The organism is Kitasatospora sp. NPDC127116, from assembly GCF_042677365.1.
GTDB classification, from domain to species: Bacteria; Actinomycetota; Actinomycetes; order Streptomycetales; family Streptomycetaceae; genus Kitasatospora; species Kitasatospora lactacystinica.
In genome coordinates, this window is the sequence record NZ_JBHXTL010000051.1 from 13956 (window position 1) to 40700 (window position 26745).

Here is a 26745-nt window from a genome sequence, read left to right on the forward strand (position 1 = left end):
GCTGTCGAACCCTCCGATCCCCCTTCGGTGTCTCCAATTCCGTACCTTTCCGACTTGAACAACAGCAGGTCAGAGCCGTGAGACAGGCGTGAGACAGGCGCCCGGACAGGTCGCCCCGGCCTGCCGACCGCCCGCGCCCCCTACAGTTCTGCCCTGGCGCCGAGGAAACGGCCTTCACGGGGCGCACACGACGGCGCGCTCGGGACATCGAGTGCGGACCCGATGCCCGACCAGGCGGGATGTCTCCGATTCCGGCCGCATCCCCATCGGTTTCACCCGTTCCGTGGACCTCCCCGCAGGCCCGATTCGGTGCCGTCATTTCACGATGTCGGTCGATCTCGAATTGGTTAACAGTGCAAAGAAAAAGGTGGAGGCGATTCGCCCAGGGCTGGTTCGCCGCCGCGCTGACCGTGGGGGCGTTGCTCGGGGCGGGGGTCGTTCCGGCGACCGCCGCGGGCGGCGCGGGTGCCGTGGGCACCGGGCCCGGTCAGGGGGCGACAGCGGCCGGTGCGGTTTCCGCCGAGGGGCCGGAGGGCCTCGCGGTCGCCGAGGCACGGCGGACGGGCAAACCGGTGGACGTCGCGCAGAAGCGGAGCGAGTCCAGTGACACGGTCGCGCAGCCGGACGGACAGCTGGTGACGACGACGTACGTCCAGCCGCACTGGGTGCGCCGGGGCGGTACCTGGGTGGACATCGACCCGACCCTCACCGAGCGGCCGGGCGGCGTGGTGGCGGCCAAGGCGGCGACGGCCGAGGTGGAGTTCTCGGGCGGCGGCAGCGGCCGTCCGCTGGTGCGGATGGCCTCGGCGGGCCGGGAGCTGAAGCTCAGCTGGCCCAAGCCGCTGCCCAAGCCCGACCTGAAGGGCAGTACGGCCGAGTACCACTCGGTCCTGCCGGACGTGGACCTGCGGCTGACCGCGACCCGGACCGGGTTCACCCAGGTCCTCGTGGTGCACACCCCGCAGGCCGCGAAGAACCCCGAGCTCGGGCGGCTCCGGCTCGGCCTCCAGGGCGACGGCCTGACGGTCGCGCAGGCCGCGGACGGCTCGATGACGGCCGTCGACAAGGGCGCCGGCGGCACGGTCTTCGAGGCCCCGACCCCGGTGATGTGGGACTCCGCCACCAAGGCGGCGCCGGCCGCCGAGCCCGCGCAGACCTCCCGCCCGCAGGAGCGATCGCTCGCGGAGCAGGCGCCCGCCGCCCAGGAACCCGCGGCCCAAGCGCCCGAGGCCCCGTCCCTGGCCGCCCCCGGCGAAGGGGCGAAGGTGGCCCGGATCGGCGTGGAGCTGCCGAAGACGCAGGACGGGATGGTCCTCACCCCGGACCGGTCCATGCTGGACGACCCGGGCACGGTCTACCCGGTCATGATCGACCCGGCCTGGAGCACGCCGCACGCCGGCGACTGGGCGGGCGTCTCGCAGTACTGGCACTCGCAGTCGTACTGGCACTTCACCTACAACGGCAAGTACGTCGGCGACTGGGGCGTCGGGTACTGCGGCGACACCTCGCGCTGTCAGCCGCGTGACGTGAAGCGGGCGTTCTTCCAGGTGCCGACCAGCCAGTTCGCCGGGAAGCACATCCTCAGCGCCGAGTTCGTCGCCAACGAGAGCTGGTCCTTCGACTGCACCCACCAGACGCCGGTCGAGCTCTGGAACACCGGCTACATCAGCTCGGGCCTCACCTGGGACAGCCAGAACGGCAGCGGGTTCTGGAACCGCTACCTGCAGACCATCTGGACGGCCAAGGGCTGGAGCGGTGACTGCCCGGCCGGCCAGCTGGAGTTCGGCGGCGATTCGGGCCCGGTCCGCGACCTGGTCCAGGACGCGGCCAACTGGGGCTGGTCGTCCACCACCTTCGGGCTGCGGGCCCGCGACGAGAGCGACCTCTACGGCTGGAAGAAGTTCACCGACGACGCCGCGCTGCGGGTCCGCTACAACGTGCCTCCGCGCCAGACCCCGATGAGCGACCTGACCATGTCGCCCGGCATGTGCGTGTCCACCGGGGTCAAGCTCAACAAGTGGCCCCAGCTCACCGCGAAGGCCGGTGACCCGGACGGCGAGGCGGTCGGCCTCCAGTTCGCCGCCGCCTGGGACGACGGCACCACCGGTTTCCGGCGCCGCTGGTGGTCCACCGGCGCGGAGGGCACCGCGCCCGGCTCCGACACCTTCAAGGCCTCCGGCTCGGCCTTCTCGATCACCCTGCCCGCGCTGCCGGCGCCCGCGAAGGGCCAGTACGGCTGGGAGGTGCGGGCCTGGGACGGCGCCGAGTGGGGGCCGTGGTCCTCGGACGGCGACCCGACCGACTGCTACTTCTCCGTCGACACCACCGCGCCCGACGGCCCCGCCATCACGTCCTCGTCCTACCCGGGCTCCTCGGACGCCACCGCCGCCCTGCCCTGGACCGACGGCGTCGGCCGCTACGGAAGCTTCACCGTCAGGTCGAAGGCCACCGACGTGGCCAAGTACCAGTGGGTGGTGGACGGCACGGCCCTGACCAACGAGGTGGCCGTCAGCGGCGGCGCGGCCGCCACGGTGAACCTTCTGCCGGAGAAACCCGGCCTGCACACCCTCACCGCCCGCGCGATCGACGGCTCGGGCAACGCCTCGCAGCCCGAGACGTACTACTTCAACGTCCTGGCCGGCCAGCCACAGCGCGCCGGGTGGTCCATGGACGACGCCTCCGGCACCAGGCTGACCGGCACGGGCGGCGGGTCCGACGCCGCGCTGGGCTCCGGCGCGAGCCCGCAGTCCCCCGGGCACCTGGGCGACGCCCTGGCCTTCGACGCCACGGCCAACGGCTACGCGAGCACCCAGGGCGCGGTGCTCGACACCGCCAGGAGCTTCACCGTCTCGGCCTGGGTGAAGCTCGCCAACGCCGACCGCAACCGCTCGGCGGTCTCGCAGTCCGGGTCGTACATGCCCGGCTTCAGCCTCGGCGTGCGCAACGGCGGCTGGGCCTTCGAGACGGTCAGCACGGACGACGTCGGCTACGGCTACCAACTGGCCGGCGCCACCGGTCCGGCGGCGCTGAACCAGTGGACGCACCTGACCGGCGTGTACGACGCCGCGGCCAGGACCGTGATGCTGTACGTCAACGGCGTGCCGGCCGGTGCGCCGGTGGCCGCCCCGGCCTCCTGGTCGGCCCGGGGGTCGCTGGAGCTCGGCCGGATGCGCTACCGCGGCGGCTACAACGACCCGTGGTCGGGCGCGCTGGACGAGGTGAAGGTGTGGGACCGCGCGCTGTCCGCGAGCGAGGCCACCGACGTGGCGGCCGACCGGCAGCTCGCCACCGGCCTCCCGGCCAAGGCGGTCTGGCACCTCGACGGCAACGCCCGCACCGCACCCGGCGCGTCGGAGTCCGACGACCTCACGGTCTCCGGCGCGGCGCAGCTCGGCATCCCCGGCGTCGCCGACAAGGCGATCCGCCTGGACGGCACCAGCGGCTACGCCCGCACCGCGCGGCCGGTGGTCGACGGGACGAGGAGCTTCTCCGTCTCCAGCTGGGTGCGTCTGCCCAAGCTCGCCGACGGCGACACCGCCGCGCGCGTGGTGCTCGACCAGATCGGGGCCCACAACAACGAGTTCTCGCTCTACTACTCGGCCTACAGCAAGAAGTGGATCTTCGGGCGCTACAAGGAGGACAGCGCCGCCGACACCCTGGTGCGCGCCGTCCAGCCGGTCTGCACGGGGCCGGTCAACGGCATCCCCTGCTTCGGCCCGAACGAGGGCCAGTGGACGCACCTGCTCGGCGTCTCCGACGCCACCGCGCAGAAGCTGCGCCTGTACATCAACGGGACGCTGGTCGGTGAGACGGACTACGTCCAGACCACGCCCTGGCCCGACCCCGGCCCGGTGCAGATCGGCGCCATCAGCCGGGAAGGCAGGAACGGCGACTTCTTCGACGGCGACATCGACGACGTCCGCCTCTACGACCGGGTGGTGACCGCCACCGAGGCCGCCGACCTGGTCAAGCAGCGACCGCAGCTGGTGGGCCGCTGGCGACTCGACACCGCGGCCGGCTCTCCGCTCGTCTCGCCGGACGACAACAGCACCGCCTCCGGAGCGCAGTTCGGCGACGGCGCGAGGACCAACCCGGGCGGCGGGCTCCTCCTCACTCCCGGCACACTCCAGCTGGACGGCGTCAAGGGCTACGCGCAGAGCGCCACCACCCCGCTGCACGCCGACCAGAGCTTCACCCTCGCCGCGTGGGCGGACACCGCCGGCGTCCCGACCCGGGACATGACGGTGCTCTCCCAGGCGGGCGCCAACGGCGACGCGGTCACCGTGCGCTGGCACTACCTGAAGGACGATCCGGCCACCGGCGCCCACCTGGGCGAGTGGCAGGCCGAGGTGAACACCGGCGACGGCGCCACCACCGGCCGCACCGTGGTCGCCCACTCCCCCGCCACGAGCGTGCTGGAGAACTGGACCCACCTCGCGGTGACGTACGACGCCCTGGCGGGACAGCTGTCGCTGTACGTCAACGGGCAGCCGGAGAACCAGCTCTGCACCAGCGGCGACTCCTGTGTCTCGCGGACCTCGTGGGGCCCGGCCAGGCGGCCCTTCGACGCCGGCCCGGGCCTGCAGTTCGGGCGGGCCAGGACGGGTGCCGGCACCTGGGGCGAGTACTTCTCCGGCGAGCTGGACGACGTCTGGGCCTACCAGGGGATCCTGAGTGCGGCTCAGATCGCCAGGCTCGCGGACTACAACACCGAGATCCCGACGACCACCGGTCCCTGACCGGGCCGGGAGCCCGGGCCGGGCGGCCGCACGGCCGCCCGGCCCGCGCCCTGCGTTCCACCGTGTTCCGACCACCGCTTCACCGAAAGGGGAACTCCGCCGTGAGGCAACACCTCCCGCGCGCCGTCATGGGCATCCTGCTCGTGGCGCTCGTGATCGCCTTCCTGCCCGGCACCCGGGCCACCGCCGCGAGCTGGACCAGCCACTGCGCCGTCGGCGGCTTCTGCCTCTACGACCAGAACGGCGGCCAGGGCGCCGAGCTCGCCAACGACCCCCGGGTCCCCGTCCAGGGCGTCGACCCCGCCTGGAACGACCGGGCCCGCTCGGTGGACAACCAGTCCGCCTACTGGGCCTGCCTCTACGCCGACGGCGCCTACGGCGGCACCGTCCAGGCCGTCCGGCCCGGCGGCCAGGCCGACCTCGCCGACCTCGGCACCCACCTGGACGGCAAGGTCACCTCCGTCAAGGGCGCCAAGTCCAAGGCCGGCTGCTTCACCGGCTACGAGCGCTGCGAGACCGGCCGGCTCTGCCTGTTCGCGGAGGAGGGCGGCCGCGGCGCGATGACCTCCCTCACCGAGGACGAGGTCCGCGACTACGGCGCCGAGTGGAACGACCGCACGGTCTCCGTCTTCAACCACACCGCCAAGCACGCCTGCTTCTACCCGGACAACGGGCTCACCGGCTCCTGGACCGCCAACGGCTCCACCTACCGGGCCTTCGTCGTCCTCAGCGGCGACAGCACCTTCGTCCCCGCGCCCTACGCCGGCACGCTCAGCTCCGACCGTCTGGTCGTCGCCGCCAACGGCCGCCCCGCCACCGACTTCTGCTGAACCGGGAGCCCCCTCATGAAGCACACCCTCGTCCGGCGGGCCGCCGCGATCCGGACCGCCACCGCCCTCGGCCTGACGGCCTCCGTCCTCGCCGTCCCCGGCAGCGGCCTGGCCGGCGCGGCGACCGGCGACACCAACCCGGGCGACATCGTCCTGGGCGCCATCACCCTCGCCCAGGCCGAGGCCACCACGCCCTTCCCCGGGATCACCCGCACCGTCTACCAGGACGCCGACCGCACGTGGACGGTCAACGTCATGGACATCGACCCGAACCGGGCCCCGATCACCTTCGACGGCTCGATCGGGCAGGGCATGTACACCACGCAGACCGTCCAGGAGATGCTGGAGCAGACCACCGGCGTGACCAGCCGTCGCCCCTACCTCGGGGTCAACGGCGGCTACTTCGACGACGGCGTGGTCCTGGACCAGACCGCCCGGATCTACCTCGGCGACCTCGGCGGCACCTCGATGAAGAACGGGCGGCTGCTCAGCGAGGCCGGCGGAGGCCGCTACGCCTACGACCCCGTCACCGGCAAGGCCGTCGGGCTGCGCCCCGCCAACTCCGTGCTGATGCTGCAGAACGGCCGCCCGTACATCACCGAGCTCGGCACCGCGCTCACCGTGCGGCTCTCCGACGACGCCACCGTCAGCCGCAAGGTCGACGGCGTCAACCGGCTCCCCGGCCGGGCCGGCCACTGCCTGCGCAACACCGACCCCGCCAACACGGACGTGACGGTCGCCGGCGGCGTCTGCTTCGACCCGTCGGAGATCGTCGAGTTCACCCCCGAGTTCGGGGCGAGGACGCCGGCCGCCGACCTGCTCAAGCAGACCGCCACCACCACGGACGACGACCCGGGCGTCGAGGTGCTGTTCAACGCGGCGGGCGTCGCCACCGCCTGCTTCCGCCCCGGCGCCACCGCCGGCGGCATCGTCTCCGACGCCCCGCGCGGCGGCCACGACGTGCCGCCCGGCGGACGGGCCCTGGAGGGCACCGGCGACGGCGCGGCCTGGCTCTGGGACAACGCCTGCGCCGGCAGGCCGGTCAGCCTGCACACGGTGGTCACCGACACCCGCTTCGGCGACACCGTCGCCGACACCTGGTTCGGCCGCGCCCCGGCCGGCGCCGTCGAGCGGCCGATCGACCCGGCGATGTACGCCACCCCCGTCGGCGACGTCCTGATCCGCGACGCCACGGTCGTCTACCAGGTGCCCGGTGACACCGCGCGGGCCTGGCGCACCGCCGGCGGCGCGGACGGCTTCGGCCACCTCTTCTTCGTCACCGTCGAGGGACAGAAGGGCGGCCCCGCGCCCCTCGCCGCCGGGGCCACCCGCAGCGAGCTCGCCCAGCTGCTCAAGGCGCTCAACCTGGTCGACGCCGTCAACATGGACGGCGGCGGCTCGACCACCCTCAACCTGCGCGACCAGAACGGCAGCGAACCGCCCGTCACCACCACCACCGACTCCGCGCCGCGTCACGTCGCCGACACCGTGTACGCCGCGGTCGGCGGCTACGGCCTCGCCAAGTAGGCCCGCACCCCGGCCCACCCCGGCCCTCTCGTCGGCCCGGCCGGCGGGAGGGCCACTCGCCGCCCCGGCGCCGCGTCCCCGGCCGCGGCCCGATCCAGCTGAGCTGGAACTTCAGCTACAAGGCGGCCGGCGACGCCCTCGGCATCGACCTGCTGCGCCACCCCAACCTGGTGCGGACCGATCCGGCGGTCGCCTGGAAGACCGCGCTCTGGTACTGGAACACCCAGAACGGGCCGGGCACCATGCCCCCGCACAGGTGCAGAGCCGGATCAACGCCTACCAGCGCTTCACCCAACTGCTCGGCACCGTACCGGGCAACAACCTGAGCTGCTGAGCCCCGAGGCCCATCGGGACCTGGCCGGTCCGCGGGAAGCGGCCGGGCACGGGGGGCACCGGCGCGAGTCGGCGTGGGTGCGGCACCACCACGGGATCCTCGCCGTCTGGCGCGGGGACTTCGCGAACGCCGCCGAGCTGTTCGCGCGGGCGCGCACCGATTTCCGCGAGCTGGGCTGCCTCGACGCGGCGCTCGAGTGCCGGGTCAAGTTCGCCATCGCGCACGCCTACGGGGGCGAGGCCGCCGCGGCCGCCGAGGCGTGCGGCGAGGTCGAGGCGGCCGCCCTCGCACACGGCGAGTCCTGGCTGCACGGGATGGCCCTGCTCGCCCGCGCACTGCTGGCCCTGCGCGCGGGCGAACCCGCCGACGCGACCGCGCGGGCCGGGGCGGCCATCGCCCGGCTGCGCCCCTTCCAGGACTGGTGGGACGTGGCCATGTGCGTGGAGGTCATCGCCTGGAGCGCCCGGGACGCCCCGCGGCGCGCGGCCCGGCTCCTGGGTGTGCTGCACCTGTTGTGGGAGTCGCTGGGCGGGCGGCTCGGCGCGGCACCGTTCATGCGCACGCAGCACCTGCGCCTGGACGCCGAGGTACGGGAGGCACTGGGAGTCGCCGCCTTCGACCGTGAGTTCCGCCGCGGAGCGCGCACCACCGTGGACGAGGCACTGGCCTACGTCCTGGACGAGTCGGCCGGGGTGCCGGGACTGACGAAGCGCGAGAGCCAGGTCGCGGAACTGGTCGCCGAAGGCCTCACCAACAAGGACATCGCGGCCCGCCTCACGATCGCCCAGCGCACCGCGGAGAACCACGTCGAACGCATCCTGGGCAAGTTGGGGTTCACCTCGCGCACGCAGCTCGCGGTGTGGACGTACGAGCGGCGAGGCGAACTGCCCTGAACATCACGACGTGGTGATGTGCGTGCCGACGAAGTCGATCATCTCGATGGTCTGCCGGATCCGCTCCTCCGCGACCAGCGAGCCGTGACCGGCGTCGTACCGGTACACCCGGCACTCCTTGCCCAGTTCGCCCAGCCGTTCGACGTACCGGTCGATCTGCCGGATCGGGCAGCGGGGATCGTTCTCCCCGGCCAGGATCATGACGGGGGCGCGGACCCGCTCGGCGTAACTGAGCGGGGAGGACCGCCGGTACCGCTCGGGCACCTCGTCCGGGGATCCGCCGAAGAGCGAGCGGTCGTACGCCCGGAGCATCTCCGTCTCGTCCCGGTAGGCGGTGAGGTAGTCCGCGATCGGCGCGTCGGCGAACCCGAGCGTCCAGGCCTCGGGCCGCAGGCCGAGGCCCAGCAGGGTGAGGTAGCCGCCCCAGGACCGGCCGGAGAGCACCATCCGGGCCGGGTCGGCGATCCCGTCGGCCACCAGGCGGTCGCGCACCGCGTGGACGTCCTCTAGCTCGGTCAGTCCGGGGCGGCCCTCGATCGCGTCGCGCCACTGCGAGCCGTAGCCGGTCGAGCCGCGGAAGTTGAGGTGCACGACCAGGAATCCCTGGTCCACCCAGACGGCGGCGGGCGGGTTGTACGAGTCGTCGTTCCAGCCCGCGGGGCCGCCGTGCACGTCGAAGAGGCAGGGGTGGGGCTGCTCACCGCCGCCGGGCGGCCGGGAGATCAGCACGTGGATCGGGCCGCCCGGTCCGTCGACCCAGAGGTCCTCCACGGGGACGGAGGAGGGCGGTGTCGGACCCGGCGGGGTGAGGAGCACCGATCCGGACGTCGAGCGGATGACCGGTGGCGAGGCCGCGTCGGTCCAGGCGAACGCCACGGTGCCGTCCGGCCGGGCCGCCGCGCCCGCGATGACGCCACGCGGGGTGGGCAGGCGGGTCAGCTCCTTGTGCGCGAGGTCGTAGCGGTAGAGCTGGTGACGGGCGTGGTGGGTGTGGGTGATCAGGAGGGCGGAGCCGTCCGGGTACCAGGAGGCGGTCAGCTCACCGGGCAGGTCGAGGACGATCTCCTCCTGCCGGCCGGTCAGGACGTCCCAGAGCAGGGGTTCGGGGCGGCCGCGCCGCTCGTGCTCCACCAGCAGGAACGCCTCGCCCGGGGACGGGGACGGGGCCGGGGAGAAGGCTCCGGCCCGCACGCCCAGGCCGGGCCCGTCCGCGAGGTCGGCCACCACGGTTCCGTCCGGGCGCAGCACCCGCACGGCCGGGTGCCGGCTGTCCCCCGCCTCGCTGTGCCCGATCGCGATGAGCGACTCGTCCCGGGACAGCGCGGCGACCCAGGCGTCCTGCTCGTGCCGGTAGAGGACCGTCGGGCTCTTCCCGGGGACGCAGAGGTGGATGGTGGTTCCGCCGCGGACCGTACCGCCGACGACCGCCAGACCGCTCGATCCCAGGGCCAGACCCGCCGGGTAGGCCGGTTCCAGGCCCGGGACGGCCGGTTCGTCGTCGCCGCCGTCGAACGGCTGGCGCATCCAGACGCCGTACTCACCGCCGTCGGCGTCGGCGAACCACCACAGCCAGTCGCCGGCCGGGTCGATGGCCGCCGTGAGGGTTCCGTTCGCCCGGTGGGTCACCTGCCGGGCCGTGCCGGTGCTTTCGTCCCGGGCGTGGATCTCCCAGGTTCCCGAGGCGTTTGAGCGGTGGAAGCTGCGGGCCGGGGCGTCCGCGGCCCATTCCGGCAGGCCGACCCGGGCCGCCCGGAACCTGGCCTTCCACCGTTCCTGGTCGATGACGGGCTCGTGATCGGTCAACTCTTCACTCCGAGGCGGATGACGGGCTCGTGGTCGATCAACTCTTCACTCCGAGGCAGCGGTGACGGGGGCGTCGGTGCGGTGTTCCGGTCGGCGGGCGGGTCCGGGCCCGATCAGGCAGGCGACGCAGAGCAGGCCGCAGCAGCCGGCGAGCGCGATGACCTGGGCCGCGCCGAGGAACTGGGCGGCCGCACCGGCCGCGGCGAACCCGAGGCCCTGCCAGAACATCAGGCCGGTGGACTGGAGGTTGAGCGCCCGGCCGCGCAGTTCCTCCGGGGCGACGTCCATCAGCAGCCGGTCCAGGCCGAGGTGGTGGGCGAAACCGAGGCCGCTCACCACGAGCAGTGGCAGGGCGATGGCCAGCGGCGGGTGGAGGACGAACACCAGCATCGGCGCGAAGACGGTGGCGGCGGCCCAGCCGACCAGCCGGACCTGCCGGCCCGCGTCGGCCAGGGTGTTGGTGAGCACCTCGCCGAGCACGGCGCCGGCCGGGACGGCGGACAGGAAGAGGCCGGCGCCGAGGCTCCCGGCGTGCACGCTCCCGGTGTACGGGACGGCGAGCGCCTCGGCGGCCACGCCCAGCGCGGGGACGGCCCAGCTGAGCAGGAGGACCCTCCGCAGCGGTCGGACCCGGAACATCGCGCCCATGCCGCCGATCGAATCCCGGATCAGGGACGGGCGTTCGGCGGTGTCCTCGGGGCGGCGTTCCACGGTGCCGAACCTGAGCAGCGCGGCCGAGACCGCGAAGCAGGCGGCGTTCCCGATCAGCACGCCGGGCGCCGAGACGCCGGTGAGCAGCACGCCGGCCACCGCCGTGCCCCCGAGCAGCGCGCTCTGCGACACCAGTCGCAGCAGGCTGCGGGCCGGCACGAAGGCCGGCCCGGGCACCACATCGGGAAGGGTGGCCGCGCGCGCCCCGGCGATCACCGGGGCGATCAGGCCGCGCCCGAACGCGAGTGCCAGCAGCATCACCACCGGGGTCCCGGGGACGGCCATCACCGCGGTGAGCGCTGCGGAGGCCAGGTTGCACCAGACCAGCAGCCGTCGGATCGGCAGGCGGTCGGTCAGCGCGTTCAGCAGCGTCCCCGCGACCAGGTACGGGGCGAAGGTGACGGTGAAGACCAGTGCCGACAGCAGCGGCGATCCGGTTCTGGCGTAGATGAGCACGGTCAGCGCGAAGTTCGCGATGACCATGCCGGTGACCGAGACCACATGGGCGGCGAAGATCGCGCGGAACTCCGCCACGGCGAGCGCGTCGCGGTAGCGGCCTGTGCTGCTCACGGGGGCGGCTCCCCTCTCCTCAGTCGGAACTCGGCCTGCACTCGGGCCGAACTCGGTCGGCTGTCGGCCGGCACTCAGCCGGAGATCTCCACCGGCAGCGCGGCGAGCGACCGGATGGTGGCGTACGGATGGCGGGTGACCTCGTCCGCCAGCCGGAGGGACGCGCCGCGGCGGGCCAGGGCCTGGAGCACCTCGCCGAGCAGGAGCTTCGAGAGCATCGACCCGGCGCAGGCATGCGCACCATAGCCGAAAGCCAGGTGCCCGTTGGGAGTTCGGTCCAGCGCGATCCGGTCGGGCTCCGGGAACCGCTCCGGGTCCCGGTTGGCCGCGCCGAAGAACACCACGACGTCCTGCCCGCGCCGGATGTCGGCGCCGGACAGCGTGGTGTCGGTGACGCACAGCCGGGTGGTCGCCTGCAGCGGGGTGTCGTAGCGGAAAAGCTCCTGGGGGGCCGTGCCGTCGAGCACTCCCGGCGTGCCCAGGTGCTCCTTCAGCGGGATGCGGTGGCGCGCCAGCGCGTACAGCGAGTTGCCCAGCGATCCGGGGACGGAGCTGAAGGCGTTGACCACCAGGGTGCGCAGCGAGTTGATCGTCATCAGCTCGGGCAGGCCGGCCCGGCGGGCGTCGTCCAGCAGGTTCCGCAGCGGGGCGCCGGGCTCCATGTCGTCGATCCAGGACTTCAGCATGCCGGTCAGCTTCTGGCGCGCGGCCGCTCCCGGCTTGCCGGCCTCGGGCACCAGCCCGGCGTCCATGGCGCGCATGATCGCCGCCGCGATCGGTTCCATGACCTCGGGTTCGAACTCCGGCAGTCCCATGGCGCTGGGGACGAACCAGCGGGACAGCGGCACTGTGAAGGAACCGATCAGGTCCACCGGCCCGGGCGGCAGGCTGTCGAGCAGCTCGTCGACGGTGACGCGCACCCGCGCCGCGAACTCCGGTGAGCTGAGCGGCCGCAGGGTGCTCGCGATCAGGCCGGCGACCAGGCTGTGCTCGGGCGGGTCGAGATGGTGGATGCTGAGCGCGCTGTCCGGCATGCTCTCACCGGCCCGCCGCCAGTCGGCGGCAAAGGTCTCGTGGTCCCGCAGCACCTGCCGGCAGTCCCGGTAGGAGGTGACCAGCCAGCCGTTCAACCGCTCGTTCCAACAGGGGCCGCCGGTGCGGCGCATGGCCGCGTAGGCGGGGTACGGGTCGGCGTGGACGGCCGGGTCCAGCGGGTGGTAGGCGCTCGTCTCGATGCTCACGCGTCATGCTCCACGGGGAGGAAGGTCATCGGCAGCCGGTCGGGGTAGCGCAGGGTCGCCCGGGGAGCCCGCCAGGGGGCGCCGGCGAGCCGGGGGGCGGCCGGCGCGTCGAGCAGTGCGGTCACCAGTGACCGGATGACGATGCGGGCGAGCGACGCGCCGGTGCAGGCGTGCGGGCCCCAGCCCAGCGAGAGGTGCCGGTTCTTCGTCCGGTCCACCCGGAGTTCGTCCGGGGCCTCGAAGCGCGCGGGATCACGGTTGGCCGCGCCGAAGAGCGCCATGACCAGGTCACCGCGCTCGATCGTCACCCCGCCGATCTCCGTCCTGGTGACACAGGCCCGGGTGGTGCCCTGCACCGGGCCGTCATAGCGCAGGAGTTCGTCCACCCCGGTCTCCAGCACGCCGGGCGCGCGCATCCGGCCGAGCGCCTCGGGGTGCCGGAGCAGCGCGAGCACCGCGTTCACGGCCGCGGCCACGGTGGTGCTGAAGCCGGCCAGGAACAGCACCCGGACGTTGCTCCAGACCTCGTCGTCCGGGACGCCGGCGCTCCGGGCGCCGGCGAGCACGTCCGCGACCAGGCCGGGCTTCGGCTCCGCGGCGGCCCACTCGGCGAGCAGCCGCGTGATCTCCACCCGGGCGGCGAGTGCCGGTTCCAGCACGTCGGGAACGAGACCCGCGTCCATGCCGCGGACCAGCGCGTCGGACAGCTCGGCGAAGCTCGCCACCGGGGGCGGTTCCACCCCCAGCAGCTCGCAGACCGCACGGAGCGCCACCGGCCTGGCCACCTGGGCGGTGAAGTCGAACCCGGGCGCGTCCGCCAGCTGTTCGAAGACGGCGCGCGCGGCCTCGGTGGCCCGGATCCCGATGCCGTCGAGGTCCTGTGCGCGATAGGCGAGGGTGAACAGCCTCCGGACGGGCGTGTGCTCCGGCGGATCGAGCGACTGCATGGACGGCGTCGCACCGCTCTCGTCATGGCCCGCGCGACGCCAGTCGCTCGCGAACGTCCCGGTGTCGCCGATGACGGCACGGCAGTCTTCGTACGAGGTCAGTACCCACGATCCGAGCCGTTCGCTCCAGAACACCGGGGCGGCCGAACGCAGTTCGGAGTAAACCGGATACGGGTCGGCAATCACGTCCGCTGAAAGCGGGTCATAATCGAGCATCATGCATTCCTCACGAACCGGCGGCAGCAATGCTGACATGCGGCCCAGGTGCATGACCTGGGCCGCATCAATTAGTTAATCTCAGTAGTTGTAACGCATGTCAGCCTCCCCCTGTGGCCGGGATTCCTATCGCTGCGGTGGCAGCCACCACTACCCTCGCCCGGCCGCCCCGGGTTGTCGAGGACGTTCAATCCACGCTTAAAAGCCGTGGAGAATCGGGGATTCGGCGATCGGTCCGGTTCCCTTCGAGGCAAACCGGACAAACCACGGCCAACAGCGTCTACCGCACCGAGCTGTGCAATACGCTCCCTTTACCGTCATCGCACTCGCCATTTATTCACATCCATGAAGATCGGCTCCGGACGGGGGACGGCACTTTCGTCAAAACACTGGACAGGAACGATCACCCTGACGAAGCTGACCCGGAAGGCAATCACCGGCGATAGCACAGGGGGAGCCAGTGTTGCGGGTCCATTTGACTTCCGATGATCTTTCACGGGTACGAATCGCGCTCACTCCGGATCCGCTCGCCGAAACGGCGAACAGCGTCCGTGTGCTCCAGCGTCGCGACCAGGCGTCCGCCTACGGACCGTGGCGCGCGCTCGTCCGGTCCCGGTTCTCCCGCGAGATCATGGGCCCGCTGCTCGATCTGCTGCCGCCCGACGCGCCGATGGGCCGGCCGGAGTTCCTCACCACGGTACGCGGTACCCGAACCCTCGACGAGGGTCTCGCCCGGCTCCGCGCGGAACCCGAGCGGATCGCCGCCGAACTGGCCGCACTCGGATCGTCACGCGCACTACCGGAATGGATGCACGACCTGGCCGAGGCCGACCACGCGGCACTCGACCGGATGAGCATGGCGTTCCGGGCCTACCACGACATCGCCGTCGCCCCGTTCTGGCAGCGCATCTCGGCCGCCGTGCACGGCGAGATCGCCATCCGCCGCAGGATCATGGCCGAACAGGGGGTCGAGGGCCTCCTGGCGACGCTCCACCCGTCCGTCCGCTGGCACTCCCCCGTACTGGAGATCCCATCCGCCGACGCCGCCGAGATCCGGCTGGACGGTCAAGGCCTGCTGCTGGCACCGTCCTTCTTCCTCTGGCCCAACGTCGACAGCCACCGCAGCTGTGCGGCACGCGACCAGCCACTCCAACTGGCCTTCCCCGTCGCACTCGACGCGGTGTCCTTCCGGACCACGGTCCGGGGGATGCAGACGGAGGGGGACACCGCCCTGCCCTCACTGCTGGGCCGCACCCGCGCCGCCGCGCTGGAAGCCATCGCCACCGGCACCACCACCAGCGAACTCGGCCGGCGACTCGGCGTCACCCCCGCCGCGGCCAGCCAGCACGCCGCCGTCCTGCGCGCGGCCGGCCTCGTCATCACCCGCCGCCAGGGCACCTCCGTGCTCCACAGCATCACCCCGCTGGGCACCGAGCTCGTCGGCGGATGCCGCCCGGCGGCGGACCGTCCGGCGTAGCCGCCTCCGGCGCAGCCCGGATCTTCGATGGCACGGCCGCCGTGGAAGCACGGAGAGCCGTCGGATGCGTGATCCGAAGCCGACCGACGGATGGACGGAATGCGGTACGCAGCGGCCGGGCGGGGCGTCGCCGGGCCGACGACCCCCTCCAAACGGCCTCGATCGCGCCCGTGCGGGTGATGACGCGTGCCACGGAGGCTGATGCCACCCGGGCGTGCGCGTACGCGAAGGTTCGACCACGACCCATTTCTCGCGGAGCGGAGGCGATCGTGCCGGGTGGACGGAACGTTGTTCGTGCGGGACGGACGGTGCGCGCAGCCGCGCCCCTGTCGCGCGCGGGACGCTCGGTCACCGGCCATCCAGTCTCGTGTCCCGACAACGAGCCGCCACACGGTTCGGTCACGGACGGCCTTCCGGCACCGCCGCCCACGGCTGCGGAGAAAAGATCAGGCACGAGCCCGGGTGATCATGGAGGTCTCTACGCTCCGTGACCACCGGGGGCTCGTGCCTGTCCTGCCGTCATGCCTGGTCGAACCGCTGTGGGCCCGGTTCGCGGCCGAGCGCGTCCAGCGAGGAGGGATCCTCCGGGCCCGCCTTCACCGGTCCGCTCCGCGAAGCCTTCACGACCTGATGGGCGCCCCGGCCGTCGCGGCCGACCCGGTCACCGCGCCCCGCCGGGCAGGGCGCGGTCGGCCGCGGCCTGCACAACGTCGAGGTCCTCGGCGATCTCCGCACCGGCGACGGCGTCCGGCAGTTCGTCCTCCATGTACCGCAAGGGGCGGTGGCGCAGGCCCAGGACGGCCCAGGCGATCAGCAGCAGTCCGCAGGTGACGAGGAGCAGGCCGGTGCCGCGGCCCGGCCCGGTGCCGAGGGCTCGTCCCACGGTGCCTGCCAGCGCCCCTCCCGGGTTCAGCAGGCCGGAGAAGTACCCGGCGAGGGGCGGGGCGGTGAGGAAGGCCAGCGGGGTCATGGCGACGGCGAGCATCTGGTTGGTGGCGAGCACCCGGCCCTGGAGCTCCGGGCCGACCTTGAGCTGGATGATGGCCAGCCAGTGCGCGTTGAGGATGCTCATGGACGCCCACCAGACGAGTGCTCCCACGGCCGCCAGCGTCACCGACGGACGCAGGCCGACCAGGACGACGCCCAGGCCGACGCCGCTCACGAACCCCACCATGCCGGTCGCCCGCCGCGCGGTGCCGCCCCACACCGCCACGATCAGGCTGCCCGCCACGGCACCCGCGCCGCCGACCGCGGTGACCACGCCCACCGCCGTGGTGCCGCTGAAGGAGAGCACGCTCGGGACCGTCAGCGTCACCGCGAGGGTGCCCAGGTAGTTCTCCACCATGAAGAACACGATCATGATCATCAGCGGACGCCGCCGGATCAGGAACCGCCAGCCGCCGACGACGGTCCGGGCGAAGGACTCCTTCTGCCGCCGGAAGAGCCGGTCGGGGAAGCGCACCCACAGCAGCGCGGCCAGGCCGACGAGGAACGACGCGACGTCCACGGCCACCACCCAGGGCAGGCCGACCAGCCCGATCAGCGCGCCGCCGGCCAGCGGGGCGATCAGCGTCCCCAGTCCGGCACCGAGGTTGGCCAGCCCGTTGGCCTGCACCAGGTACGGCTTGGGGACGAGCTGGGCGACGGCGGCCAGGTAGGCCGGTCGCCGGAACGCGGTCACCAGCGACATGACGCCCACGATCAGGCCGACCTGCCAGAGCGCCAGGCTGCCGCTCCACAGCGCGGCCACCAGGGACACCGTGGCGGTCGAGGAGACGGCGTCGCAGGTGAGCATGACCCGGCGGCGGTCGATCCGGTCCGCCACCGCGCCGCCCAGCGGCGCCGCGACGATCGCCGGGAGCATGGCGAGCATGCTGATCAGCGCGTAGTCGAGGACCCGCCCGCTGCGCTGGTAGGCCCAGACGCCGAGGGCGAACGAGGTCAGCGCGCTGCCGATCAGCGAGACGGTCTGGCCCGCGGCGACGACGTAGAACTTCCTGAGGTCGTGTCGCGCCGTCCGGCCGACGACCGTGACGTCGGCGATCCGCTCGGGCAGCAGGCCGCCGGCCCAGGCGCCGAGCCGCTCGCCGATCAGCGCGGCGAGTTGGGCGGCCTGGTGCTTGAGGAAGTAGTGGCCCGCTCTGGGGAGGGTGGCCAGCTCCACCCGGTCGGCGAAGGCTCCCCACTCCGTGAACCGCTCCTCGTAGAGCTCGGTGGACCGGTCGCGTTCGCCGATCACGCAGAGCACCGGGGCCCGTAGCCTGCGGGCGTCCGCCCTGGTCAGTTCACGGGTGAACCAGCCCTGCGCCTGGTCCACGTCGTGCCGCAGGGCGCGCAGCATGGTCCGCTGTGCCGCTTCGGCCGCTTCCCCGTCGCCGTCGCCGTCGTCGTCCATGCCGCCGAGGGTGCGCAGGAAGTCCCGGTAGGCCCGGTCCGACGTCCAGCGGGTGGCCGGGAACCTGCTGCGCAGCCAGGTCGACAGACGCCCCGGCAGCCGCGCGCCGGGAAAGCTCCCGCCGACCAGCAGGCCCGTCACCGGGACGCCTTCGGCTTCCAGACGCAGCGCCAGTTCGGTGGCCGCGGCCGAGCCGACGCAGTGGCCGTACACCGCCACCGGGCTGACCCGGCCGCCCGTCCCCGGGGCCGGGCGGGCCGCCTCGGCCAGCTCGGCGACGACCCGGTCGATCAGCACGGTGAGCGGGAGCAGCGGCTCGTCCGGCCTCGCCGGGTCGTGTCCCGGCGGTTCCACCGCCAGCACGGCCGCGCCGGGGATCGCCTTGGCCAGTTCCGTGGCGAGCGGACCGTAGGCGGCGGCCGAACCGCCGCCGTAGGGGAGGCACACCACGGTGACGGTCGGGAGCCGGCCGGGCGGGGGGCCCGCCAGCCGGTGCAGCAGGCGGCGCTCACCGCCGGGCCCGTCCGCCTGTGCCGCGTCGAGGAACGCGGCCAGCTCGCGCACGGTCGGCCGGGTGAACAGGTCGATCACCCGGAGCGTCGGGTCGATCGCCCGGACGGCGCGCACGGCCCGGAAGGAGTCCCCGCCCAGGGCGAAGAAGTCGTCGTCGACGCCGATGCCGTCGGGGGCGTCCAGGTCGAGGACCTGTGCCCAGGCCTGTGCGACGCGCAGCTCGGTCGGCGTGCTCGGGGCGATGTGCTCGGTACTCGCCGCCGGCTCGGGGGCGGGCAGGGCCGATCTGTCCACCTTTCCGTTGGGGTTGAGCGGCAGCGCGGGGAGCACGACGATCGCCGTGGGCACCATGTAGTCGGGCAGTCGCTCGCGCAACGCGGTGCGCACGCGCGCGACGTCCACGCCGGTCGCCGGCGCCGCGGGGGTCACCCAGGCGGCGAGCCGCCTGGCACGGGCCTCGCCGACCGGCAGCACCACCGCTTCGGCGATCTCGGGCAGGTCGCGCAGCGCGGCGGCCACCTCGCCCGGTTCCACCCGGAAGCCGCGGATCTTGACCTGGTCGTCGATCCGGCCGAGGAACTCGAACAGTCCGGTCGTGGTCAGCCGGACCCGGTCCCCGGAGCGGTAGCACCGCGAGGTGCCGGTCACCGGGTCGGGGACGAAGCGCTCGTCGGTGAGGTCGGGGCGGCCGAAGTACCCGCGCGCCACGCTCGGCCCGCCGATCCACAGCTCGCCGGGCACCCCGGCGGGCAGCGGCCGGCCGCCGGGGTCGACCACGTAGCAGTCCACGTCGGCCAGTGGCCGGCCGATCGGAACCGTCCCCGAACGCCGGGCCGGCGGGGTCTCCTCCACGGCGCAGCCGAGCACGGACACCGTGGTCTCGGTGGGGCCGTAGTGCACCTGCACGGACAGCTCGGGCCGCGCGGTCCGGATCCTGGCCACCAGGTCCCAGGAGCAGGCCTCTCCCGCGAGGATGAGCAGCTTGCGGGGCAGCACGCGGCCGAGGTCCCCGTGGGCGGCGAGCAGTTCGAGGTGGCTCGGCACCATCTTGACCGCGTCGACCGGGTGCGCCTCCAGGTACTCCCCGTACGCCTGCGGGTCGGTGGCCACCTCGCGGTCCACCAGGTGCACCGTGCCGCCGGTGGCCAGCGCGCCGAAGAGGTTGGTCATGCCGAGGTCCGCCGCGTGGGTCGACACCAGGGCGAACGCGCCCCCCTCGACACCGCAGCCGGTCAGTCGCTCCGTCACCGCGTGCAGGTAGTGCACGATCTGCCGGTGCTCGACGGTGACGCCCTTGGGGCGGCCGGTCGAGCCCGAGGTGAAGACCAGGTAGGCCGGCGCGGTCGGATCGACGGCCACGCCGGGTGCTCCTCCGGGCTGGTCGTGTGGCGTTTCCAGGGTGGGCGGACCGTCGAGGAGCAGCAGCTCCGCGGGGGTGCCCGCAGTGTCCGCGCCGCGTCCCGGGAGGCGCCGCGCGAACTCCCGTTCCGCGAGGACGACCCGCGCACCCGCCGTCGACAGGATGTCGGCCAGCCGGTCGTCCGGGTACGCGGGGTCGAGCGGCAGGTAGATCGCGCCGGCTTTGAGCGTGGCGAGCAGGGCGACCACGAGCGGTGTCCGGCGGTCGGCCAGGACGGCGACCGGTTCCTGCGGTCCGACTCCGGCCGCGAGCAGCCGGTGCGCGAGCCGGTTCGCCCGCCGGTCCAGCTGTCCGTAGGTGAGTTCGCCGTCGGGGCCCACGACTGCCGTCGCGTCGGGCCGTTCGGCCGCCCAGCGCTCGACCAGACCGTGCAGCGGCTGCTCCAGGTCGAACTGCCGGCGCGGCCCGGACAGCAGCGGTCCGTCCACCGGTTCCACGGCCACCTCGCGCACGGGGCGGTCGAGATCGGACAGCACACCGTCCAGCAGGACCGCGTACCACTCGGTGATCCGCTGCGCGGTGTGCCGCTCGAAGAGGTCGGTGCGGTAGATCAGCGACCCCTCGTAGGTGTCGCCGGTGCCGTTCGAGGAGGTGGCCGCGAACGCCAGGTTCAGTTCGTACTTGGCCGTCGTCGCCGGCGGTGCGAAGACCCTCGCCGTCAGGCCCGGGAAGCGCGGCGCCGCCGTCGGGGTGTCGATCACGTTGAGGAGGACCTGGAAGATCGGCGTGGTGGAGAGGTCGCGAGCCGGGCGCAGCCGGTCCACGATCCGCTCGAACGGGACCTCGGTGCGGGCGAAGGCCTCCAGGGCCGCGTCGCGCACCCGGGTCAGCAGCTCCCGGCCGCTCGGCCCGCCGGACAGGTCGGTCCGCATGGTCAGGGTGTTGATGAAGAAGCCGATGGTGTGCTCGGTGTCGGGGTGCCGTCGTCCCGCCTCGGGCACGCCGACCGGCACGTCGTCGACGCCCGACAGCCGGGCCAGCAGCTCCTGCCAGACCGCGAGGAGCACCATGAACGGCGTGCAGCCGGTTTCGGCGGCCCGCCCGCGCACCTTGGCGGTCAGGGCGGCCGGAAGGACCACCGGCACTTCCGCGCCCGCCCGTTCCGCGATCGGTGGGCGGGGCAGGTCGGTGGGCAGGTCCAGGACCGGCTCCAGACCGGACAGCGCACGGACCCACCAGGCCAGGTCGGTCTCCGCCCGGTCCCCGTCCTCCGGCCGCCGGGAGAGCCAGTGCGCGTAGTCCGCGTACTGGACCGGTGGCGGTGCGGGAGACTCGGCCAGCCCGAGCCGCGCCGAGTAGAGTGCCGCCAGTTCCGCCACCGCCACCGTCCTCGACCAGGCGTCGAAGGCGATGTGGTGGACCGTCAGTGCCAGGACGTGCTCGTCGGTGCCGAGCCGGAGCAGCACCGCCCGCAGGGGCGGTTCCACGGCCAGGTCGAACGGCCGGCGCAGGTCCTCGGTCAGGCGGCGGTCCAGCGACTCCCGCTCGCCCGGCCCGGTCAGATCGGCCTCGGCCAGCGGTACCGCGTCCGCCGGGCCTGCCACTGCCGCCGGCTCGCCGTCGGTCTCGACGATCAGGCTCCGAAGGACCTGGTGCCTCTCGGCGAGATCGCGCACCGCCCCCAGCAGCGCCGCACGGTCCAGGGGTCCGTGCAGGTGCAGGGCGACCGGGATGTGGTAGGCGGTGCTCTCCGGATCCAGCTGGGTGAGGAACCACAGCCGGGTCTGTGCGGCCGACAGCGGGGCCGGAGCACCCGCGTCCGGGCGGGCGGGTATCGCCGGGGTGCCGCGGACCGCGGTGCGGCGGGCCGAGGCGAGCCGGGCGCGCAGCGCGTTGGTGAGCCGGGGGTCCCGCCGCTCGGCGGACACCTCGGTCATGCGGCACCGCCGCCGGTGCCGGAGGCCGGGCGGGCGGGTTCGGCCGGGTCGGCCGGGTCGTCGAGGCCGGCCGGGTCGGCCGATTCGGCAAGGTCGGCCGATTCGGCGAGGTCGGCCAGCAGCAGGGCCTCCAGCGCGGCGGCGAAGTCGGCCAGGACCGGGTGCTCGAACAGCAGCCGCACCGGCAGCGCGAAGTCCAGCGCCGCCATCAGCCGGCCCGCGACCCGGGTGGCCGCCAGCGAATGCCCGCCGATCGCGAAGAAGTCGTCGTGCGCACCGACTTCGGTGGCCCCGAGGACGGTCTCCCACACCTCGGCCACCAGCAGCTCGGCATCGGTGCGCGGGGCGACCTGTTCGCGGCCGGTTTCGCGACCGGGCGCCGGGAGGGCGCCCCGGTTCACCTTGCCCGAGGCCGTCAGGGGCAGGGCGTCGAGCACGACCCACCGCCGGGGCACCATGTGGTCCGGGAGACGGGTGTGCAGGCGCTCCTCCACCGCGGGCGTGCCGAAGGCGTCCGCGGTCACCGCCGAGGGGTCCACCGCGAGGTAGCCGACCAGGTGGGCGTCGGCTCCGTCGCCGAGGAGCACGACGGCCGCGTCCACGACCGCCGGCTCCGCGCGCAGGGCGGTCTCGATCTCGCCGAGTTCGATCCGGTGGCCGCGCAGCTTCACCTGCTGGTCGCGGCGGCCCAGGAATTCGAGGGTGCCTCCCCCGGCGCCCCCGGCCATGGGGGTCCCCCCGGCCGAAGGCTGGGGGAGGCCGGGAGGTGCCCCCACCGGCCGGGGGGATCCCCATGGCCGCCAGCGGGCCAGATCACCGGTCCGGTAGCGCCGTCCGCCCGGCGTGAACGGATCCGCGGTGAACGCCGCCGCGGTCGCCTCGGGCCGGTTCCGGTAGCCCCGGGCGACGCCCGCACCGCCGATCCACAGCTCTCCGGTGACTCCCGGCGGCACCAGCCGGCCCATGGCGTCCAGCACGTAGGCCGTCTCCCCGGCCAAGGGGCGGCCGATCGGCACCGCCTCGCCGACGGGAGTCTCCACCCGCGCCACGGTCGAGTAGACCGTGCTCTCGGTGGGCCCGTAGGCATTCCACAATTCGCCTGTCCGCGCCAGGAGTTCGCGCGCCAGCCCGGGGTCCATCGGCTCGCCGATGCTGACGACGCGCACCCCTGGGGCCGACCACTCGGCGGCGACCAGCATCCGGAGCGTGGTCGGCGTGGCGGTCATCAACGTCACCCCGGCCCGGTCGATGGACCGCGCGACGGCATACCCGTCGACCGCGGCCTTGCGGTCCAGCACCGCCAGCCGGAGTCCGCAGGCCAGACTGACCCAGAGTTCGAACCCGAACACGTCGAAGGCCGGTGACGTGAGACCCAGCATCACGTCGTCGGGCCGGACGCCCGGCCTGATCCGCATCGCGGCCACGAAGGCCGCCAGGCTGGCGTGAGTGACCTCCACACCCTTGGGCCGGCCGGTCGAACCGGAGGTGTACAGCCCGTACGCCAGATCCTCGGGCGCCGCCTCGGGCAGCCTCGTGGGTCCGGGGTCGGGCAGGCCGCCCAGGTCGAGGACGCCGACGCCGACCGATTCGCCGAGCTCGCCGGCCAGCGCGAGGGTCTCCTCGGCGGCGACGACGACGGTCGCCCCGGAGTCGGCGAGTTGGCCGCGCAGCCGTTCGGTGGGCTGGTCCGGTTCCAGGGGAACGTAGGCCGCACCGGCTCGCAGGACGCCGAGCAGGGCGGCGGGCAGGTACCGGTCGCGGGGAAGGCAGACCCCCACGGTGAATGCCGCCGCCGGTCCTGCCGCGGGCTCGGCCGCTCTCCTCGCGAGCAGGGCCGCGGCCACTCGCCGGGACCGTTCGGCCAGTTCCGCGTAGGTGAGTTCGCCGGCCGAGTCGGAGGCGGCCACCGAGGTCGGCCGCCGGGCGGCCTGGTCGAGAACGGCCGCCACCACCGTCCGCGGACCGTCGACCGGCAGCGGGACTCCGGTGCCGGCGGCGAGCAGAGCGGCCTTCTCCGCTCCGCTCACCAACTCCAGGGCCGACAGCGGAAGGTCCGGATCGGCCGCCGCGGCGCGCAGGACCCGGAGCAGCCGGTCGGCGAACGCCTCGGCGTCGGCCGGGCCGAACCGGTCCACGTCGTACTCGATCTGGAGCTCGGGCCCCCGCACCGTCTCGTTGACGAACACGGTCAGCGCCGCCTGCGTTCCGCCGCTGCTCACCTCGCCGAGCAGCTCCAGCCGGACGCCGTCGCGCTCCACCGCCACCGGGAGGCCGGCCGGCTGGAGCGACAGCACGACCGGGGTGCCGATCGTTCCCCGGGGGTGTTCGACGCCGGCCGCCTCGAAGGCGTCCTGCACGGTGAACCCCGGATGGTCCATGACGCGGGCAGTCGTGGCGGAGGCACGGCCGACGGCGCTCCGGAAGGACAGTCCCTCCGCCAGCCTCAGCCTGATCGGCATGATGCCGACCAGTGGCCCGACGACCGCCTCCAGCTCGGGGTGCGCCCGGTGCGCCACGGCTGCGCCCAGGACGACGTCGGACCGGCCGGTGAGGCCGGCGACCAGCACACCGAGCGCGGTCAGGAAGGTCGAGAACGGAGTGGCTCCGCAGTCGGCCGCGAGCTCGCGCAGCATCGCCGCCGTCTCGGCGTCGAGGGGACGGGCCAGCCGTTCGCCGACCAGTCGACCGGGGCCGGCGGGCTCGGCGCGCCCGGCGGGCCCGGCGGAGAGGAGGTCGTGCGGCGGGACGGCGTCCGCCAGCTCCCGGGCCCAGAAGGCCCGCAACTCCTCGACCCGGTCGGGCCCGGCGGCCAGCGCGCGTTCGTGCAGCGCGATGTCGCCGACCTGTACGGGCGGCGGCGTGATGTCCGGGCCGCTGCCCGACCCGTGGTCCTCCCCACCACCCGGGATGCCGACCAGCTCCGACATCAGGACGCCGATCGACCAGCCGTCGAACGCCACGTGGTCGGTCACGACGACCAGTTCGGCGGTGTCGTCGTCGAGCCGGAGCAGGGTGGCCCTGAGGAGCGGTGTCTCGGTGGCGAGGTCGAACGCGTGGCCCGCGGCCGCGCGAGTCAGCTCGGCCGCCCTGCTCGCCCGCTCCGCCTCGGGCGCTCCCCTGAGATCGTGCTCCTCGAACGGCACCGGGGCCGGCGGGCGGACCAGCGCGACCGGTTCGTCGTCCACTGCCTGACCCGCGGCGTCCACTCCCCGGCCCGCGGCGTCCGCCACGACGCCGGCCGGCACGACGCTGCGCAGCACCTCGTGCCGCTCGACCACCGCGTCCAACGCGGCCCGTAGCCGCGCCGTGCCCGGCAGTCCGCGCAGGCCCAGTCGGAAGGCGATGGTCGTGGCGCGCTCGGCGGAACTGACCTGCCGCAGCAGCCACATCCCCTGCTGCGCGGACGTCAGCGGGTACGTGTCCCGCCCTGTGTGACGGACCAGCGCGGGCTCCGGCCCGGTGCCCGAGCCGTCGGCCGACCGGGCTCGCAGCAGCGAGGCGAGTCCGGCGACGGTGGGCGCGGCGAGGAAGCCCGCCAGCGGGACGGTCGTTCCGAAGTCGCGGCCCAGGACGGCACAGACGCGAGCGGCCGCCAGGGAGTGGCCGCCGAGCGCGCCGAAGTCGTCGTGGATGCCGACATCCGCCAGACCGAGGGCACCGGCGACGACCTCCGTGATCCGCTGCTCGGTGTCGGTGCGCGGGGCCACGTACTCGGTGTCGACCCCGCGGCCGAACTCCACCGCGGCCAGTGCGGCGCGATCGGCCTTGCCGGTCGGACCGACGGGCAGGCGGTCGAGGACGGCGATCCGGGACGGCACCAGGTGGTCCGGCAGCCTGTCCCGGAGCCAGGCACGCAGCCGCGCCTCGGTGAGCGTCCGGTCGGCCGACTCCGCGTAGGCCAACAGCTGCCGGGTGCCGTCCGCGTCGGCCGGCGCCAGCACCACGGCGTGCTGGACGGCCGGGTGCCCCGCGAGCGTCGCCTGGACCTCGCCCGGCTCGATCCGGAAGCCGCGGACCTTCACCTGGTCGTCGACCCGCCCGGCGAAGTGGTGGAGCCCGTCCGCCCGCCTGACCAGGTCGCCGGTCCGGTAGTGCCGGACTCCGGCCGCATCCGTGACGAACCGTTCGGCCGTCAGCTCCGGCCGGGCCAGATAGCCCCTGCTGACCAGCGGACCGGACACCCAGAGTTCGCCGACCTCGCCGTCGCCGAGCGGGTTCCCGGCGCCGTCACGTATCGAGAGGCCGCTCTGCGCGTAGGGCGACCCGATCGGCGGCTCCTCCCGCCCGGCCCTGGGCACCTCGTGGGTCACGCAGCTGACGGTGCATTCGGTCGGGCCGTAGCTCTGGACGACCCGTCGTACGCCGGCGTTGGCGTAGATCCGGTCCGCCAGGGCCCGGGTGAGCGGTTCCCCGCCCGCGCGGACGGTGCGCACGCCCGGCGGCAGCGGCTCACGCACGAGCGCGGCCAGTACGGACGGCGTCCCGTAGACCATCGTGACCTGGTCCCGCGCGGGCAGGGCAGGCAGCGCGAGCAGGTTCTCGGCCAGGATCACCGTCCCGCCGCCGAGCAGCGGGAGGAACAACTGGGTCACCGACGGGTCGAAACAGACGGACGTCGCGGCCAGCATCCCGCGGAGTTCGCCGGCCGAGTACACGGACGACTCCCACCGCAGCAGGGCCGTCACGTTGCGGTGCTCGACCACCACGCCCTTGGGCCGGCCGGTCGAGCCCGAGGTGTACATCACGTACGCGGCGTCCGTCGGCTCGCCGGACATGTCGAGGGCGGCGCGGTCGTCGGCGCCCGGGACCACCGTCTCGACGAGCAGCAGGTCGACGCCGGCAGCCCGGCGGCCGTCCCCGTGGCGCCCGAGGACGGCCGACGAGGAGACCAGGTGGGAGATCCCGGCGTCCGTGGCGATGAACTCCAGGCGGTCCGCCGGGTGGGCCGGATCCAGCGGCACGTAGGCCGCACCGGCCTTCCAGACCCCCAGCAGCGCCGGGATCAGCCACTCGTCGCGGTCCAGGCAGACCCCCACCAGCGAACCCCGCCCGACGCCCAGGCGGCGCAACTCGCGGGCCACGGCGGCGGCCCTGCGGTCGAGCTCCGAGTACGTGGTCCGGACCGACTGCGCCACCACGGCGATGTGGTCCGGGGTCCGTCTCGCCTGTTCCTCGAAAGCCCGATGAACCCGGCCGGTTTCGGACATGCTCGCCGACGTCATTGTCGATCCCCCACATGAACGTGCCACTGC

11 protein-coding genes and 1 pseudogene are annotated in these 26745 nt (G+C 73.7%); 6 read left to right on the forward strand and 6 right to left on the reverse strand.

Translation table 11 applies throughout. The features are described 5' to 3' along the window. Positions 1-572: 572 nt before the first annotated feature. The 5 genes and pseudogenes from ACFVHV_RS21210 (at position 573) to ACFVHV_RS21230 (ending at position 8323) form a co-directional block, all read left to right on the forward strand. A complete protein-coding gene (locus ACFVHV_RS21210; protein WP_380352686.1) occupies positions 573-4739 on the forward strand; it encodes a LamG domain-containing protein in 4167 nt (1388 codons plus the stop codon). Positions 4740-4840: 101 nt separating this feature from the next. Beyond that, positions 4841-5569 carry a peptidase inhibitor family I36 protein gene (locus tag ACFVHV_RS21215; RefSeq protein ID WP_359897241.1) on the forward strand — a complete coding sequence of 243 codons (729 nt, stop codon included), beginning with the start codon at positions 4841-4843 and terminating at the stop codon, positions 5567-5569. Between the two features lie 15 nt (positions 5570-5584). Beyond that, on the forward strand, positions 5585-7096 hold the full coding sequence (locus tag ACFVHV_RS21220) for a phosphodiester glycosidase family protein (RefSeq protein ID WP_380352688.1): 1512 nt from the start codon (positions 5585-5587) through the stop codon (positions 7094-7096). An 80-nt stretch (positions 7097-7176) separates the two neighbouring features. Continuing rightward, positions 7177-7430 (forward strand): annotated as a pseudogene (locus ACFVHV_RS21225) (chitinase); the annotation flags it as partial. 77 nt (positions 7431-7507) lie between these two features. Then, complete coding sequence (locus ACFVHV_RS21230) at positions 7508-8323, forward strand: response regulator transcription factor (protein WP_380352690.1); 816 nt, start codon at positions 7508-7510, stop codon at positions 8321-8323. A 3-nt stretch (positions 8324-8326) separates the two neighbouring features. On the opposite strand, the gene ACFVHV_RS21235 is transcribed toward ACFVHV_RS21230, so the two are convergent. From ACFVHV_RS21235 to ACFVHV_RS21250, 4 genes are all read right to left on the reverse strand, one after another. After that, complete coding sequence (locus tag ACFVHV_RS21235) at positions 8327-10126, reverse strand: prolyl oligopeptidase family serine peptidase (protein WP_380352692.1); 1800 nt, start codon at positions 10124-10126, stop codon at positions 8327-8329. Between the two features lie 45 nt (positions 10127-10171). Next, positions 10172-11407 carry an MFS transporter gene (locus ACFVHV_RS21240; RefSeq protein WP_359897233.1) on the reverse strand — a complete coding sequence of 412 codons (1236 nt, stop codon included), beginning with the start codon at positions 11405-11407 and terminating at the stop codon, positions 10172-10174. Between the two features lie 74 nt (positions 11408-11481). Continuing rightward, positions 11482-12648 carry a cytochrome P450 gene (locus ACFVHV_RS21245; protein WP_380352694.1) on the reverse strand — a complete coding sequence of 389 codons (1167 nt, stop codon included), beginning with the start codon at positions 12646-12648 and terminating at the stop codon, positions 11482-11484. Continuing rightward, positions 12645-13595, reverse strand: coding sequence for a cytochrome P450 (locus tag ACFVHV_RS21250; protein WP_359897231.1), 951 nt, complete (start codon positions 13593-13595; stop codon positions 12645-12647). The genes ACFVHV_RS21245 and ACFVHV_RS21250 overlap by 4 nt, the downstream gene beginning before the upstream one ends. A 769-nt stretch (positions 13596-14364) precedes the next feature. Here ACFVHV_RS21250 and ACFVHV_RS21255 point away from each other — a divergent pair. After that, complete coding sequence (locus ACFVHV_RS21255) at positions 14365-15288, forward strand: ArsR/SmtB family transcription factor (protein ID WP_380352696.1); 924 nt, start codon at positions 14365-14367, stop codon at positions 15286-15288. A gap of 661 nt (positions 15289-15949) precedes the next feature. Here ACFVHV_RS21255 and ACFVHV_RS21260 read toward each other — a convergent pair. Further along, positions 15950-21493, reverse strand: coding sequence for an amino acid adenylation domain-containing protein (locus ACFVHV_RS21260; RefSeq protein ID WP_380352698.1), 5544 nt, complete (start codon positions 21491-21493; stop codon positions 15950-15952). Then, the gene (locus ACFVHV_RS21265; RefSeq protein WP_380352700.1) at positions 21490-26700 is read right to left on the reverse strand and encodes an amino acid adenylation domain-containing protein; all 5211 of its coding nucleotides are present in this window, start codon (positions 26698-26700) and stop codon (positions 21490-21492) included. Before ACFVHV_RS21265 ends, ACFVHV_RS21260 begins: the two co-directional genes overlap by 4 nt. Between the last annotated feature and the right edge of the window lie 45 nt (positions 26701-26745).